Source organism: Vibrio sp. L3-7 (assembly GCF_963898195.1).
Lineage (GTDB): Bacteria > Pseudomonadota > Gammaproteobacteria > Enterobacterales > Vibrionaceae > Vibrio > Vibrio echinoideorum.
The window spans coordinates 96,495-113,309 of record NZ_CAWQUW010000074.1 but is presented as its reverse complement, the minus strand read 5'-3'; the positions used below and the strand labels follow the sequence as shown (position 1 = coordinate 113,309).

Annotated in this window: 14 protein-coding genes; 10 read left to right on the top strand and 4 right to left on the bottom strand. The window is 44.4% G+C overall.

The features are described 5' to 3' along the window. The first annotated feature begins 31 nt into the window (after nucleotides 1–31). From AACW75_RS26005 to AACW75_RS25960, 10 genes are all read left to right on the top strand, one after another. Nucleotides 32–880, top strand: coding sequence for a Dam family site-specific DNA-(adenine-N6)-methyltransferase (locus AACW75_RS26005; protein WP_017073700.1), 849 nt, complete (start codon nucleotides 32–34; stop codon nucleotides 878–880). 201 nt (nucleotides 881–1,081) lie between these two features. Further along, nucleotides 1,082–1,756 (top strand): ribulose-phosphate 3-epimerase, encoded by a 675-nt coding sequence (gene rpe, locus AACW75_RS26000; protein WP_237297585.1) that lies wholly within the window; start codon nucleotides 1,082–1,084, stop codon nucleotides 1,754–1,756. A gap of 118 nt (nucleotides 1,757–1,874) precedes the next feature. Further along, nucleotides 1,875–2,561 (top strand): phosphoglycolate phosphatase, encoded by a 687-nt coding sequence (locus AACW75_RS25995; protein WP_145569999.1) that lies wholly within the window; start codon nucleotides 1,875–1,877, stop codon nucleotides 2,559–2,561. A 173-nt stretch (nucleotides 2,562–2,734) separates the two neighbouring features. Continuing rightward, nucleotides 2,735–3,751 (top strand): tryptophan--tRNA ligase, encoded by a 1,017-nt coding sequence (trpS, locus tag AACW75_RS25990; RefSeq protein ID WP_004729658.1) that lies wholly within the window; start codon nucleotides 2,735–2,737, stop codon nucleotides 3,749–3,751. Between the two features lie 438 nt (nucleotides 3,752–4,189). Then, nucleotides 4,190–7,159 (top strand): ExeM/NucH family extracellular endonuclease, encoded by a 2,970-nt coding sequence (locus AACW75_RS25985; RefSeq protein WP_145569997.1) that lies wholly within the window; start codon nucleotides 4,190–4,192, stop codon nucleotides 7,157–7,159. A gap of 188 nt (nucleotides 7,160–7,347) precedes the next feature. Continuing rightward, entirely contained in the window at nucleotides 7,348–7,926 is a 579-nt protein-coding gene (locus AACW75_RS25980; RefSeq protein WP_029224873.1) for an aminodeoxychorismate/anthranilate synthase component II, read from the top strand. A 465-nt stretch (nucleotides 7,927–8,391) separates the two neighbouring features. Then, complete coding sequence (locus AACW75_RS25975; RefSeq protein WP_017073695.1) at nucleotides 8,392–9,603, top strand: aspartate aminotransferase family protein; 1,212 nt, start codon at nucleotides 8,392–8,394, stop codon at nucleotides 9,601–9,603. Nucleotides 9,604–9,711: 108 nt separating this feature from the next. Beyond that, nucleotides 9,712–10,731, top strand: a complete 1,020-nt coding sequence (gene astA, locus AACW75_RS25970) for an arginine N-succinyltransferase (RefSeq protein WP_029224872.1) — start codon at nucleotides 9,712–9,714, stop codon at nucleotides 10,729–10,731. Nucleotides 10,732–10,770: 39 nt separating this feature from the next. Then, on the top strand, nucleotides 10,771–12,228 hold the full coding sequence (astD, locus tag AACW75_RS25965; RefSeq protein ID WP_017073693.1) for a succinylglutamate-semialdehyde dehydrogenase: 1,458 nt from the start codon (nucleotides 10,771–10,773) through the stop codon (nucleotides 12,226–12,228). Nucleotides 12,229–12,485: 257 nt separating this feature from the next. Continuing rightward, nucleotides 12,486–13,277, top strand: a complete 792-nt coding sequence (locus AACW75_RS25960) for a DUF1338 domain-containing protein (RefSeq protein WP_145569995.1) — start codon at nucleotides 12,486–12,488, stop codon at nucleotides 13,275–13,277. A gap of 176 nt (nucleotides 13,278–13,453) precedes the next feature. Here the strand turns inward: AACW75_RS25960 and crp are convergent, their stop codons facing one another. The 4 genes from crp to AACW75_RS25940 form a co-directional block, all read right to left on the bottom strand. Further along, complete coding sequence (crp, locus tag AACW75_RS25955) at nucleotides 13,454–14,086, bottom strand: cAMP-activated global transcriptional regulator CRP (protein ID WP_004729651.1); 633 nt, start codon at nucleotides 14,084–14,086, stop codon at nucleotides 13,454–13,456. 239 nt (nucleotides 14,087–14,325) lie between these two features. Then, nucleotides 14,326–15,195, bottom strand: a complete 870-nt coding sequence (locus AACW75_RS25950; protein WP_004729650.1) for a phosphoribulokinase — start codon at nucleotides 15,193–15,195, stop codon at nucleotides 14,326–14,328. A gap of 77 nt (nucleotides 15,196–15,272) precedes the next feature. After that, a complete protein-coding gene (locus AACW75_RS25945) occupies nucleotides 15,273–15,485 on the bottom strand; it encodes a YheU family protein (protein WP_004729649.1) in 213 nt (70 codons plus the stop codon). Between the two features lie 115 nt (nucleotides 15,486–15,600). Then, nucleotides 15,601–16,593: a hydrolase gene (locus AACW75_RS25940; RefSeq protein ID WP_145569993.1), complete on the bottom strand. Its 993-nt coding sequence runs from the start codon at nucleotides 16,591–16,593 to the stop codon at nucleotides 15,601–15,603. Nucleotides 16,594–16,815: the final 222 nt, after the last annotated feature.

Below are 16,815 nucleotides of genomic sequence, written 5' to 3'. Positions count from 1 at the left end.
CTTATTTTTGAGTTGATAGATAGAGCAGTAAATGAAAAAGCAGCGTGCCTTTCTAAAATGGGCTGGTGGTAAATATGGCCTAGTTGAAGACATCCAACGTCACCTGCCACCTGCTCGGAAATTGGTTGAACCGTTTGTCGGTGCAGGCTCAGTATTTCTAAATACTGATTTTGAACAATACCTGCTTGCGGATATCAATCCCGATCTTATCAACCTGTATAACCTGCTTAAAACTGATCCTGAAACCTACATATCTGAAGCGAAGCGTTGGTTCTGTCCCGAGAACAACCGTAAAGAAGTTTTTTTAGATGTTCGAGCTCAGTTCAATGCTACCGATAACATCATGTATCGCTCGCTTGCATTCTTGTATATGAATCGATTTGGCTTTAATGGTCTGTGTCGATACAACAAGAAAGGTGGTTTTAACGTTCCGTTTGGTTCTTATAAAAAGCCGTATTTCCCAGAAGCAGAGCTTGAATTTTTCTCAGAGAAATCGAAAAAAGCAACGTTCGTCTGTGAAGGGTATACTGAGACCTTTAGCCGCGCCCGTAAAGGGTGTGTCGTCTATTGTGACCCTCCTTATGCACCGTTGTCGAGCACCGCTAACTTTACCTCTTATGCCGGTAATGGCTTCAGCTTAGATGATCAAGCGGCCTTGGCTGATGTTGCAGAAAGAGCGGCGATGGAACGAGACATCCCCGTCTTGATTTCAAACCATGACACCACCTTAACGCGCCGTTTATACCATGGTGCGGAATTGAATGTGGTCAAGGTTAAGCGCACCATTAGCCGTAATGGCGCTGGGCGTAATAAAGTCGATGAGTTACTGGCACTTTTTCATAAAGAGAAAAACCAGCAACACGCTTCAGCAGAATTGTAGCGGTCAAAATAACCCTAAAACTCATTAAATTTGAGTGACCAAAGGGGACTTTCATAAACTAATCTTTCGAACTGCTAGGATCTGCTTAGGTGCTTAGGTAGAATTGCACACCAAATAGTCTTGGGATTGAGTCTTGTATTTGTGTATGAGTTCTCGCAAGGCGGTGATATTCGCAATTTACTCACTCTTAAGAGGTTTGGTATGAAAGATTTTCTAATTGCTCCATCGATTTTGTCTGCAGATTTTGCTCGTCTTGGTGAAGACGTAGAGAAAGTACTCGCAGCGGGTGCTGATGTTGTGCACTTCGATGTGATGGACAACCACTACGTACCGAACCTGACTTTTGGCGCACCTATCTGTAAAGCGCTGCGCGATTACGGTATTACAGCTCCTATCGATGTTCACCTAATGGTTAAGCCTGTGGATAGCATCGTTCCTGAGTTTGCTAAAGCCGGCGCATCAATGATTACCTTCCATGTTGAAGCATCTGAGCACGTTGATCGTACTCTACAGCTAATCAAAGAACACGGCTGTAAAGCGGGTGTCGTTCTAAACCCGGCAACACCGTTGTCTTGCCTTGATTACATCCTAGACAAAGTAGACATGATTCTACTGATGTCTGTGAACCCTGGCTTTGGCGGTCAATATTTCATTCCACACACGCTTGATAAGCTGCGTGCTGTTCGTAAGCTAATTGATGAATCAGGCCGCGATATCCGCCTTGAGATTGATGGTGGCGTGAAAGTGGATAACATCCGTGAAATTGCAGAAGCGGGCGCTGATATGTTCGTTGCTGGTTCAGCTATCTTCAATCAACCAGATTACAAAGAAGTGATTGATGAGATGCGTGCAGAGCTTGCAAAAGTTAACGCATAAAAGTAGAACTAGGGTCTGTTGACCTAAAATCAAAAATTCAGATTAAGGGGCTAATTAGCCCCTTTTTTACGTCTTGTTACTCGACTGGTAAGACGAACATAATAAATAGGAAAGTAAGATGTCATTAAGCTCAATAAAACTGATTGCCTTTGATTTGGATGGAACCTTGTTAGATAGCGTACCTGATTTGGCTGTCGCTGCTGACCAAGCATGTCAGGAGCTGGGTTTCGCTTCAGTTAGCGAAGAACAAGTTCGCGACTATGTTGGTAATGGTGCTGATGTTCTTATCGGACGTTCATTGAGCCGTAATCTTACGGTTGATCCAAGCCTTGAGCCTGAATTGCTAAAGAAAGCGCGCACCCTGTTTGATGATTTCTACGAACAGGGTGGCCATAAGCTGAGTCACCTTTATCCATCGGTTAAAGAGACGTTAGCTGAGTTAGATAAAGCGGGCTTCACCATGGCGCTTGTCACTAACAAGCCATCGAAGTTTGTGCCAGATGTTCTCGCGCAACACGGTATCGATAAGTATTTTGTTGATGTGTTGGGCGGTGACTCTTTCCCAGAGAAAAAACCGAACCCAGTGGCACTGAATTGGTTGCTGGAAAAGCACAATGTGAAGGCTGAAGAGATGCTGATGGTTGGCGATTCAAGCAACGACATCAAAGCCGCTAAAAATGCAGGTTGTCACTCGTTTGGTTTGACTTACGGTTACAACCACGGCGAGCCAATTTCAGTATCAAACCCTGACTATGTCGCAGACAACATTGCGCAATTACTAGATGTCGTTTTAGTTTCAGCATAAAGCGGACAAAAGTTAGTTAACCTACTAGCAAAATACTTATCAATGAGTACACTGGATGAGCCGTACAGAAAGAGCTGTGCGGCTTTTCTATATTTAAGTTAAGAAGCTAGGCTAAGACGCGAAGTTAAGAAACTAAGTTAAAAAGCTAAGCAACAAGCAAAGGAATTAAAACCATGAGCAAGCCCATCGTATTGAGTGGTGTTCAACCATCTGGTGAACTAAGTATCGGTAACTACTTGGGTGCTCTACGTCAATGGCAACAGATGCAAGATGACTACGATTGCCAATACTGTGTTGTAGACCTTCACGCAATTACGGTTCGTCAAGACCCGAAAGCACTGCATGAAGCGACTCTAGACGCATTAGCAATCTGTCTTGCTGTCGGTGTTGACCCAAAGAAGAGCACGCTATTTGTTCAGTCACACGTACCAGAGCATGCTCAACTTGGTTGGCTTCTTAACTGTTACACACAAATGGGTGAACTGAGCCGTATGACTCAGTTTAAAGATAAGTCTGCACGTCACTCAAATGACGTAAACGTAGGCCTATACGACTACCCAGTGTTGATGGCCGCAGACATCCTGCTTTACGGTGCTCACCAAGTGCCAGTAGGTAGCGACCAGAAACAACACCTCGAACTAGCGCGTGATATCGCAAATCGCTTTAACAACATCTACGGCCCTGAAACGCCAATCTTCCAAGTGCCAGAACCTTACATTCCAACAGTGAATGCACGTGTAATGAGCCTGCAAGATGCGACTAAGAAGATGTCTAAGTCGGATGACAACCGTAAGAACGTAATTACTCTGCTAGAAGAGCCTAAGTCGATCATCAAGAAGATCAACAAAGCTCAGACAGATGCAGAAACGCCACCACGTATTGCTCACGATTGGGAAAACAAAGCGGGTATCTCTAACCTAATGGGTCTGTACTCTGCGGCGACGGGTAAAACGTTTGAAGAGATTGAAGCGCAATACCAAGGCGTTGAAATGTACGGTCCGTTTAAGAAAGATGTAGGCGCAGCATTGGTTGAGATGCTTGAACCAATTCAAGCTGAATATCACCGTATCCGTGCTGACCGTGCTTACATGGATGCAGTAATGAAAGCGGGTGCTGAAAAAGCCTCTGAGCGCGCTGCCGTAACGCTGAAAAAAGCATACGAAGCGGTAGGTTTTGTTACTCGCCCGTAGCCCCTACTTCGACGATAGTTAGATTTTAGAGCTCCACTATTGGTGGGGCTTTTTTTATGTCTATTGTTGAGGAGATATCAATAGATGAGTGCCTACGTAAGATTCACGTGTTCTTTCAAGGTGAAGAGTAGAGTTTGACTTCAACTACGGTAATTGATTGTATCGCTTATTCTATAGCTCAATCCACATAACATAATGAGAAACATAAAGCCGAGTAATGACTCTAATTATTGGCTTTGATTTGGTTAATTGACATATTTGTTACAAAAATTGTTTAAATGAGCAGCTCTGGCATAATTTCTAACATTCACATGTGATTGATTTCACGGCTTTTGTTGTTCTTTCTTATTTGTTTCATAAATAAACCTGATAGTAAGCACAAATGGTGGGCTCCTGCTTAGGGCTTAGTTTGTATTCAAATAAATATCAGGTACGACAATGGACACGTTAATCAAACCCTCTTTACTTGCACTGACAATTGCTAGCGCGCTCAGTGCCAATGCTAGTGCTGAAATTATTCTTTCCCAGTATGTTGAAGGTAGCTCATATAATAAAGCGGTAGAAATCGCGAATACTGGTGATGCAGCAGTAACCTTGACAGGTTATGAATTGGCTAAATCTTCCAATGGCGATGGTAGTTGGGGCAGTAAAACAGACCTAAGCCAAGTGACTTTGCAAGCGAACCAAGTATATGTTGTTGCCCATGGTGACTCGAATGATGCGATTACAGCTATTGCTAATTTTACAGACAAGAGCGTTGCTAATTTCAATGGCGATGACCCATTAGCATTGCTTAAAGATGGCGAAGTACACGACATTCTCGGTGTTATGGGGGGTGTTGATTTTGGTAAAGATACCACTTTAGTTCGCAATAGTGATGCCTTAACGCCTTCTGCGACTTACCAAGCTGCACAATGGACAGCATTCGCGAAAGATAATATTGATGGTCTTGGAGATTTAAACACCGTTGAACCACCAGTTCCGTTTGTTTGTGAAGTCGATGGACAACAACCCACCTTCACAACCATTCAAGATATTCAGGGTGAAGAAGGCTCCTCTCCACTCATTGATGGTTACCCGTACATTACAGAAGAAGATCACTTTGTGACTGGTGTTGTCAGTGCCGTAACCACTGGTTTAACAAAAGGTTTCTATCTGCAGGCTATTGAGAACGATAATAATGATAAGACTTCCGAAGGCTTATTTATTCATACCGATGCCGCAGATACAGACTTGAGGCCGGGCGATGTTGTGTGTGTGAAAGGTAAAGTCCAAGAATATTATAGTAGTACTCAGCTTTCCTCTGATGCAAATAGCTACACCAAGACGGGATCATCTGAAATTCCTCTTGTTACAAAACTTAATATTGAGGAAGGGGAAACACTACGTGATGCTCTGGAGCGCCACGAAGGAATGCAAGTTGAATTGAGTTCAACAAGTGATTTGTTTGTTACACGTAACTTTTCTTACGATTATGATTCAAAGCGCAATAATATGATGCTGTCATATCAAGCGCCTTTACTTAAACCAACTCAACTGCATGCGGCGGAAAGTGAAGGTGCGACTGAGCGAGCAAAAGAGAATGCTAGCAATCGTGTGTTCTTAGAATCCGATGGCAAAGCGGCTAACGGTCAAATCCCTTATTACCCAGAATTTGGCCAAGATGCTGATCAAGATGGTTCTTCTGAGCAACATATTCGCCTTGGTTCTCGTGTTGAGGGTCTACATGGTGTGGTCAGTTACAGTTACAACGAATATCGTTTGATCGCCACAAATGAGGTAAATAACACAAACTTTGTGACATCCGGTGATAATTTCGACGTAGCTCGAAAAGCTGCTCCCTCGATTGCTGAGTCTGATCTACGTGTAGCAAGTTTTAATGTTCTGAACTATTTTACGTCTATTGCTGACAGTGGTCATGACAATCCAACTGGGCAGAATAGAGGAGCTACAAACCTTGATGAATTCTTAATTCAGCAAGCAAAAATCGTTGCAGCGATGAGCAAAATGGATGCAGATATCATTGGTTTGATGGAAATAGAGAACAACGGTTTTGGTGACGATAGTGCATTGAATAACCTAGTTAATGCATTGAATGCTGAGATTGATGACGTCGATGAGCATTACACTTATGTTGAGATTTCTGATCAAGATAGATATCAAGATGAGTACTTTGGTAGCGATGCCATCATGGTTGCTATCTTGTACCGTGCCAAGAGCGTGACGCCAAAGCAAGCAGCTAAAGTTATTGTGACTCCTGAGCAACACATTGAGGAGAACACAATAACTCGTAATGAAGGTGCTGAAAATAACCCTTCATACGATAAATATCAACGTCATAGTTTGTTGCAAACCTTTACTGTGCAAGAGACGGGTGAAGACCTTTCGATTGTAGTTAACCACTTTAAATCGAAAGGTTCTGAGTGTATTGAAGAGTGGATCGCAGGTGTTGAAGATTCAGAGCCAACTGACCTTCAAGGAAATTGTAATAACTTCCGTGTTTCGGCTGCTCATGTTGTTGGTGAAGCGTTGAAAGATATTCAAGGTGATATGTTGGTAATGGGTGATCTGAATGCTTACGGTATGGAAGATCCTTTATTAACTTTAACTGACTACTCAAAAGAGAAATACGAGCGTGATATATACACTGCGTCTTACACAACATTAAATGGTGGCGAGCTTCAGGTAGAAAAAACGCAAATCCAACAGGGTTACGGTTACCACAATTTGAATACGGTACTGCACGGAGCTGATACTTTTTCATACACTTATTCTGGTGAGTTAGGTAACTTGGATCATGCACTGGCGAGCAGTAGTTTGGCTCAAAAAGTGGTTGCTATTGAAGATTGGCACATTAACTCGCTAGAAAGTAACTTGTTCGAATATAGCAGCAAGTACACTGGTGATATGCCGAAGTACAAAGATGCATTCTCAGCGTCGGACCATGATCCAGTGATCATTGCTATAGACTTCCCTAACACCGATCTTGATTTGCCTAGCTCGGGTGAGAAGTTCGCAGTTGAAGTTCGTCTGCCACCAAATGCAGCCGTGAATGATATTGTGACGGTCAGCTTAACTCTAACTGGGGCAATTCAAGCTGCCTCATCCAACTCTGAAGCTCAAGGTTACTCTGCTAGTGTGACTTTGGACCAGGCTGATATTGATGCTCGAAGTGTTAATGTTGAATTTAACGAAGAATTAGAGCAAGGGCAGTACCTACTGCAAGAAAAATTGACTGACTCTACTGGTGAAACGGTTAAGTTCAGCTCTGAGCGCGAAGTTACTGTTGAGAAGTCAGACACTACTCCCACCATTCCTACCGAACCAGAGGTTAATGTTGGCGGTTCATTTGGCTTTGGTGCACTGATGTCATTGTTTGGTTTAGCAATGTGGCGTCGTCGCAAGTAGGTTCGTTATAAGCTTTATAAGCGAGCCAATTCAGATAACTTCATACTATCTGTAAACAATTAAGGTCAACTTAGGTTGGCCTTAATTGTTGGCGAAATGCAGTTTCCACTTGCCTTTCGTCATGGGTATTGCACAATACCGCCCCTATATCTCCCAATCACTTAGTATTTAGCAAACGATTTCGACCCATGTTACTTATCATCGATAACTACGACTCTTTTACTTATAACTTGTATCAGTACTTCTGTGAGTTAGGGGTGACTGTGAAAGTTGTACGCAACGATGAGATTGATATCGAAGGTATTGAATCACTAAATCCTAGCCATCTTGTTATCTCGCCGGGCCCTTGCACGCCTGATGATGCGGGAATCTCTCTACAGGTGATTGAACACTTCGTTGGTAAACTGCCTATTTTGGGGGTGTGTCTGGGTCATCAAGCCATTGCCCAAGTTTTTGGTGGTGAAGTGGTAAGGGCTAGACAAGTGATGCATGGTAAAACTTCGCCTATACGTCACAACGGCAAAAGCGTTTTTCAAGGGCTTAATAATCCTCTGACCGTAACGCGTTACCACTCTTTAGTCGTGAAAAATGGCACGCTACCGGATTGCTTTGAATTGACGTCTTGGACGGAATTTGAAGATGGCAGCATGGATGAAATCATGGGTTATCAACACAAAACCTTGCCGATTGATGCGGTGCAGTTTCACCCGGAATCGATTAAAACAGAGCAAGGACATCAGCTTCTCGCTAACTTCTTGGCACGTTGAGTGTTTTAATTCGACTCTTTATCCGTGTTAGTAAGCCAGTTAAACGTATCAACTTACTTGTTAAGCGTTTAAATTCGGGGCACTACGCGTCTCTATCCCTCTGACGCTGATCACCTTTTATAACATTTCTCCCTCTTCAGGCTAAGTTTTTAGTCTATGCAATATTATTCGCCTTATTTCCTCTCGAACCCAATATACCGCAGTGCCAGTAAGGCTTTGCTGTTGCCTGTCATGCGTTTAGGTAAAAAAAGCTTCATAAAACAGATCAATTGATGCATAAATAGTCATAGGTAGTGATGTTTAGCTGGTAGTGAGTGATGGTTAAAGAATAATCTACTATTGAAAAGGTTAATTAAATGTAAATATAATGCTGCAGCGGGATTATGGCGGGACAAAATATCTTTGTCTCACTTATGAACCATTACGCTTATTTGCGAAGCTTGCGGTATCGAGAAGGAATGTACGATGACAGTGGAAAATAATGTAGAACGTAGTCTTTTTAATGAGGTGATGGTGCCTTGTTATAACCCAATGGAAATGATCCCGGTAAAAGGGGAGGGCGCACGCGTTTGGGACCAACAAGGCCGAGAATATATCGACTTTGCTGGTGGTATCGCTGTGAGCTGTTTGGGTCACTGTCACCCAGCAATGGTGAATGCCGTTACTGAGCAAGCAAATAAGCTTTGGCACTTAAGTAACGTAATGACCAATGAACCTGCATTACGCTTAGCTAAAAAGCTAACAGACGTATGTTTTGCAGAAAAAGTATTCTTCGCTAACTCTGGCGCTGAAGCGAATGAAGCTGCGTTGAAGTTAGCTCGTCGTTGGGCTGCTGACGTTCACGGTCCTGAGAAATCTGAAATCATTGCATTCAAACAAGGTTTCCACGGTCGTACTTTCTTTACAGTAACCGTTGGTGGTCAAGAAGCTTACTCTGATGGTTTCGGTCCTAAACCAGGCGATGTTACGCACCTGCCTTACAATGATATTGCAGCGCTAGAAGCGCACATCTCTGATCGCACTTGTGCAATCATGATGGAACCTCTGCAAGGCGAGGGCGGTATCATCTCTCCAACATCTGAGTTCGTGAACACAGTTCGTGAGCTGTGTGACAAACACAATGCGCTGCTTATCTTTGATGAAGTGCAAACAGGTAATGGCCGTACTGGTAACTTTTACGCATACCAAGGCTTAGGTGTTACACCAGACATCCTAAGCACTGCGAAATCACTAGGTGGTGGTTTCCCTATCGGCGCAATGTTAACGACTACAGAACTCGCTACGCACCTTAAAGTCGGTACGCACGGCTCTACTTACGGTGGTAACCCACTGGCGTGTGCTGTTGCTGAAGCGGTTGTTGATGTCGTTAGCCAACCTGAAACTTTGGCAGGCGTGAAAGCGCGTGAAGCAATGTTCCGTGAAGGGCTAGCTAAGATTAACGACAAATACCAAATATTCAGTGAAGTTCGCGGTAAAGGCCTATTGTTAGGCGCTGCGCTGAATGATGAGTGGCAAGGACGTGCACGTGACGTATTAGTAGCAGCAGGCGAACAAGGCCTGATGATATTGGTTGCGGGTGCAAACGTGGTTCGCTTTACGCCATCACTGGTTATCACCACACAAGAAATTGAAGAAGGCTTATCAAAACTAGACAAAGCAATCGCTACGCTAGTTTAGCCTGAGCGGCGTTATAGGAATGTTCGCCATTAGAGCGACTCCTATGACGTTCTGCTAAAGGCCCAAGCTTCTGGTTTTGGGCCTATTTTGCATCTGGAGGGAATATTGATGCTAGTTGTTCGCCCAATTAAACTATCTGATTACGATGCGCTGCATACCTGCGCCGTTGAGTCAGGACACGGATTTACATCTCTTCCGGTTAACGAAGAACTGTTAACCAACCGAATTACTCACTCTGAATATAGCTTCGCTAAACAAGACGTGACCGAACCTGGTGACGAAGGTTACTTGATGGTTGGCTGCGATAGCGAAACTGGAGATGTGGCAGGTACGACCGGCATCGAAGCTTCGATTGGCTGGGATGTACCGTTTTATTCTTATCACATCAGCAAAGTTGTCCATTCATCACAAAAGCTAGGCGTGAATAACGTTGTTAAGCTACTAACTTTCGGCAATAACTACACAGGTTGCAGTGAGATCTGCACGCTATTCTTGCGCCCTGATTTCCGTGGTGGTTTGAATGGTCGTTTGATGTCGAAGTGCCGATTTTTGATCATGGCAGAGCACCCAGAGCGTTTCTCAAAAACCATTTTTGCTGAGATGCGTGGCGTATCAGATGCAGAAGGTAACTCTCCTTTCTGGCAATGGTTGCAAGAGCACTTTTTCTCGATTGATTTCACGCTCGCCGATTACCTAACCGGTATTGGTAAGAAAGGCTTCATTGCTGATCTGATGCCGAAGTTACCTATCTACGTGAACCTACTAAGCAAAGAAGCTCAGGCGGTGATTGGAGAGGTACATGACAATACGCGCCCTGCACTCAAGCTGCTTGAACGTGAGGGTTTCACTAACCGCGGTTATGTCGACATCTTTGATGCAGGCCCAACGGTTGAGTGTGATTTAAGAAATATCGAATCGGTGCGTAATGCGATTCGTGCTCAAGTGAAAATTGCAGAGCACTCTAGCTCTAAAGACTTCCTAATTGGTAATACCTCGTTTGAGAACTTCCGCGCAGTAGCTGCGAAAGGTGCGTATGACCAAGCAAGCGACACAGTGATTTTATCATCTGAAGTAGCAAGCGCTCTTGAAGTAAAAGAAGGCGAATTTGTTCGCATGTTGGCTCAATAAGAGCGGCGATTATCTGTCGAAGATTTTAAGGATAGAAGTATGACTCAGTGGATAGCAGGACAGTGGGTGGCAGGTCAAGGTGACGCCATGACATCGGTAAGCCCATACAATAATGAAGTAGTGTGGCAAGGTGATAGTGCAACTCCAGCACAGGTTGAATCTGCAGTATCAGCGGCACGTGAAGCTTTTCTAGTTTGGAAAAAGATGAGCTTTGCAGAGCGTGAAGCGATCGTGTTGAATTTTGCTGAGAAAGTAAAAGAAAACAGCGAAGAAATCGCACAAATCATCGCGAAAGAGACGGGTAAGCCGATTTGGGAAACTCGTACTGAAGCGGGTGCGATGGCAGGTAAAATCGCTATCTCTATTCGTGCTTATCATGAGCGTACTGGTGAGGCTTCACGTGAAGCGGCAGGCAACCAAATCGTACTGCGTCATCGTCCATTAGGCGTAATGGCGGTATTTGGTCCTTACAACTTCCCAGGTCACCTACCTAACGGTCATATTGTTCCAGCATTGCTATCGGGTAATACCGTGGTATTTAAGCCGTCAGAGCAAACACCTTGGACAGGTGAATTTGCGATGAAACTATGGCAAGAAGCTGGCCTTCCTGCTGGCGTGATTAACCTAGTGCAAGGCGCTAAAGAGACCGGCATCGCATTGGCTGATGCTAAAGGTCTTGATGGTGTGCTATTTACAGGCAGTGCTAATACTGGTCATATTCTTCACCGTCAATTCGCGGGTCAACCGGGGAAAATGCTGGCGCTAGAGATGGGCGGTAACAATCCAATGGTGATCAGTGACCAATTTGGTGATGCTGACGCAACGGTTTATACCATTATTCAATCGGCTTTCATTAGTGCGGGTCAACGTTGCACGTGTGCACGTCGCTTGTATGTGCCTGTTGGAGAGAAGGGCGATCAACTGCTGGATAAGCTCGTTGCTGCGACCTTGAAGATTCGTGTCGATCAGCCATTCGCTGAGCCAGCACCCTTCATGGGGCCACAAATTTCTGAAGCTGCAGCTAAGTTCATTCTGGACGCGCAAGCTAATCTGCAATCGTTAGGCGGTGTAAGCCTAGTAGAAGCTAAGGCGGGTGAAGCGGCGTTTGTTTCTCCGGGTATTATTGATGCAACCAACATTGCTGAATTACCAGATGAAGAGTACTTCGGTCCATTGCTACAAGTAGTTCGTTACCAATCGCTAGAGCAAGCGGTTGAATTGGCTAATGACACGCGCTTTGGTTTGTCTGCAGGCCTAGTTTCAACAGACGATTCTGAATGGGAATACTTCGTTGACCATATCCGTGCGGGTATTGTTAACCGTAACCGCCAGCTAACAGGCGCAAGTGGTGATGCACCATTTGGTGGTCCGGGTGCTTCAGGCAACCTGCGCCCAAGTGCGTACTATGCAGCCGACTACTGTGCTTATCCTATGGCATCAATGGAAGGTGGTGAAACTCAACTACCAGCGACATTTAGCCCGGGTATTGAGCTTTAGTTTAAGCGCTTAAGCTATAAGTTCATGAATCATAAGCTTATGAATTCTAGGTTCATGAATAACAGATTCATTCGTTAATTGTGTAATGAGGAAGCGGTGTTATCGCTTCCTTTTTCCATCACGTCCGACACCTAGATTGGGCGGTAGATAATAATAGAACAAGTATGTCACAGGCTGATGGCTGCTGACTCTGTGTCCAGCCTCTCCCTCTCTAATCCAAATTACTAGCTTGCTAGAACCTCTGACAAGGAGTCACCATGACGCCCGATCTACTCTTTAAATCACTATGGGATGATTACATTCACAGGCTTTGCCCATCGGCTGAGAAAGTTCATCATCTGCTGAAAGAAGACGAAGCCCTGATTAATGATCATATTGCACTGCGTACTTTCAATGTTGCACCGCTGGGCATTGAAACACTGGCCAAGCCTTTTCTTGAGCTAGGTTATAAAGCGTGTGGCGATTACTTGTTTGAAAGCAAGAAACTAGTGGCTAAGCACTATGAGCACCCAGACCTAAACCAACCTAAAGTGTTCATTAGTGAGTTGAAGGTCGAAGAATGTTCAAGTGACTTACAACAGATCGTGGCTAAATTGGTTGAGCAAGTCGACGCAAGCAAGCTTCAAAGTCATGAATTCTTGTTTGGTGGTCGCCTTTGGGACTTGAGCTTCGCAGATTTCCAAGTGCTTGCAAAAGAGAGCGAATACGCTTCTTGGTTAGCGGCTCATGGATACGGTGCTAACCACTTTACAGTGAGCGTTAATCAACTCGATGCTTTTGATGAAGTTCAGGCTGTAAATGATTACCTGAGCGGATCAGGTTTCATTATCAATGCATCTGGTGGCCAGGTTAAGGGCTCTCCAGAGGTCTTATTAGAGCAATCATCAACAATGGCAGACAAAGTCCCAGTTTCATTTGTTGAAGGCAATGAGGTGATTCCTGGTGGCTTCTACGAGTTTGCTAAGCGTTATGTGATGGCGAATGGTGAGCTTTATACAGGATTTGTTGCGGCATCGGCTGACAAAATTTTTGAAAGTACCAACGGTTAAAGAAAGATACGAGCACGGGCTTTGCCCTAGAGATGCGGGTACGCTTCGCTTCGAGAGTGTTTAGAAGAGCGAACTCCTATCTCTAATATCGATTCCCGAATCTGATCTTTAGAAAACAAAAAAGCCACCAAATTTGCATTTGGTGGCTTTCTAATTTTTGGCTCAGTTAATCGAGATTAACGAGTGCCGTATACCACGATAGTTTTACCGTGTGCAGAAATTAAGTTCTGCTCTTCAAGCATCTTCAAGATACGACCTACTGTTTCACGAGAACAACCAACAATTTGGCCAATCTCTTGACGAGTGATCTTGATTTGCATGCCGTCAGGGTGAGTCATTGCATCTGGCTGTTTCGCTAGGTTTAGTAGCGTTTGAGCGATACGACCTGTTACGTCAAGGAACGCTAAGTCACCAACCTTTTGGCTAGTCACTTGTAGACGGTTTGCCATTTGCGCTGAAAGACGCATAAGGATATCTGGGTTCACCTGGATAAGTTGACGGAATTTCTTGAAAGAAATTTCAGCTACTTCACAAGGAGATTTTGCACGAACCCATGCAGTACGCTCTTGGTCTTCTTCGAAGAGGCCAAGTTCACCAATGAAGTCACCTTGGTTTAGGTAAGAAAGAATCATTTCCTTACCTTCTTCGTCTTTGATAAGAACTGCCACAGAACCTTTAACGATGTAGTACAAGGTTTCTGCCTTTTCACCAGCATGAATCAAAGTACTTTTTGATGGGTACTTATGAATATGACAGTGTGAAAGGAACCACTCTAATGTTGGATCGGTTTGGGGTTTACCTAGAACCATAATATCTTACTTCCTCTGCAGGGTATGCTTGCCGCTTTCCGTATTGTAGCTAAGCCTGAATTGACTTGTAGGGTAAGTGCACTTGTTGAGTGCTGCAAGCTATCTTGTGTTTCGTTTAAGAATAGTATCCTTTTTCAGGTACTATTTCTTGATTTTAATCGTGACCAAGCTACGATTTTTTACGCAAAATTGTGCACATGATCACGGTATGAAAAGTAATCAACCAGAATGGCGGTCTGTTAACCTATTTTTCCGGTTTCGATGAGTTGTTGTAGGATTGGCCTTACAATGAGCTCCATAGCAAAACTCATCTTGCCACCTGGCACCACAAGCGTGTTATGGCGAGACATAAATGAGCCATCAATCATAGCCAAAAGATAAGGGAAGTCGACGTTTTTGATGCCGCGCAAACGTATAACTACGAAGCTTTCATCTAAACTTGGTATCCCTTTGGCGTTGAGCGGGTTTGATGTATCTACGGTTGGAACTCGCTGAAAGTTGATATGAGTGCGCGAAAATTGTGGGGTAATGTAGTTCAGATAATCATCCATTGAGCGAACAATTGAGTCCATTACCGCTTCGCGTGAGTGTCCACGATCGCGTGTGTCACGAACGAATTTTTGGATCCACTCAAGGTTTACGATTGGCACCATGCCGATCAGCAAATCGACGTGTTGGGACACATTGATGTCCCCATCAACTACACCGCCGTGAAGGCCTTCGTAAAACATCACATCTGAATTTTCAGGGATTTCTTGCCATGGCGTAAAGGTGCCCGGCATTTGGTTGTAAGGAACGGCTTCATCGAAGGTATGTAGGTAGCTACGGACTTTTCCCGTGCCTTCGTTTCCGTATTGACGGAAGAACTCTTCTAATGCGCCAAAATCGTTAGCTTGTGGGCCAAAGTAGCTGATGTGCTTACCTTGCTCGCGCGCCTTACGGATCTCGACATCCATCTCTGGTCGAGTGAAGCGATGGAAACTATCCCCTTCAACCCAAGCAGCCTTCACGTCCATCATATTGAACATTTTGCGGAAGGCTTCTGAGGTAGTGGTGGTGCCGGCTCCAGATGAACCCGTCACCGCAATAATTGGATGTTTAGCGGACATGACAACCCTTGTCTTTTGAGTAACTTACTTGTTAGCAATCGTTTACCACTATAACACGGCTCCTTTATGAGCGCAGCTTAGAAGCGTTTTGTGACTTGGATATCAACGGTTTCATGCAACTCAGAAAACACGATGCTGACTTCCTTTGAGGCTAATTGATGTTTCACTTGGTCAATCTTGTTTTGCAGTGAAACCTCTACGTCACCGTAGTCTGTGCCTTCACGGAGCACGAATTCTTTAATGAGGTTTTCCAGCGTTTCTGGTGCGATGTCTTGCCATGGGATGATCATAAATACTTCTCTCTTTTATGTTCATGGATAGGTTCATTGATGTATTAATGAGTGTGCCTAGTGACGTTGACACTCAGTTTTTGAGCAAAGCTAAGTTATTTACCAAGGCTCGCTATTATGCCGAATCGTGGATACTTTCATAGTAGGCAGGTAAAGCTTCTTCCAACCAAAATCTCGGTTTGAATGTGCTACCCGTAATGAACCCCACATGGCCACCTTTCTGAAACAGACGATAATCAATATTGTCTGGTAGTACGAACTTTGGAATCACGTCGTCCGTCATGAACGGATCATCTTTGGCATGGATGATCTGAGTCGGTAGTTTAATCTTATTAAGTTTAGGAAGTGCTGAGCACTGAGCATAGTAGTCCTGAGCATTCTTGAACCCGTGCAGAGGCGCAGTAATCCGTTCATCAAACTCATACAGCTTGTCTATCTTCTTAATGGTTTCGGCGGTGATACCGAGCTTTTCTTGCAACAGCTTAATCTTTTTCAAGGCATTCGATTTGAGAGAGTTGAGCAGGTACTTTTTATAGAGTTTAGAGAAACCTCGCTCAATACGACTAGAGCAACAAGCCAGATCAAAAGGTGCAGAGACAATCGTCGCCGCCGACAGCAATGGGTCGTCCGCGTACTCAGCCAAATAGTTCGCCAGCATGTTACCGCCCAAAGAGATACCAACCGCTACCTTAGGGTTATTGGGAAACTGGGCGTGTAGATGTCTTAGGAAAAAGCGCGCATCTTCGACTTCACCAGAATGATAAGCGCGAGCCAAGCGATTTGGTTTTCCGCTGCAACCTCTAAAGTGCATCATCACTGATAGCCAGCCATCTTTAGCAAAGGCATTCATCAGTCCGTTGGCATAAGGGCTTTCAAAGCTTCCCTCTAAGCCATGGAATAGAACGAATATCGGCTTGTTACTTCGAGCCTCATTACTTGGGGTGTCACCCTCTGGCGATTCGCTCCAAGCAAGATCGAGAAAGTCACCGTCGGGTGTTTCTAAGGTTTGCCATTGAGGGTCAAACAACGCCTGCTTTCTAATAAATCGTGGCACTAAGGTTTGTAAGTGCGGATTAGATAAACCAGCGGCTGCGGTAAATATTGTCATAAAAACAGTCCATGCTTCTTTTATGGGCTTTGATAAAGTGTTGAGCTTTTAGCGAAACGCCCACGTTTTTATTTGAGCTTGGTTGATTCTCGGTATAAGCGCAAGGGTTTCACTGATACGGGCTACAAAAACAAGGTGTAGGTAACTAGTTGAATATTGTCGAGATTGAGCTTCAAACATATTGCCAGTCATGCGCGCCAGTCCCGTGTGAAAACGAAGGGC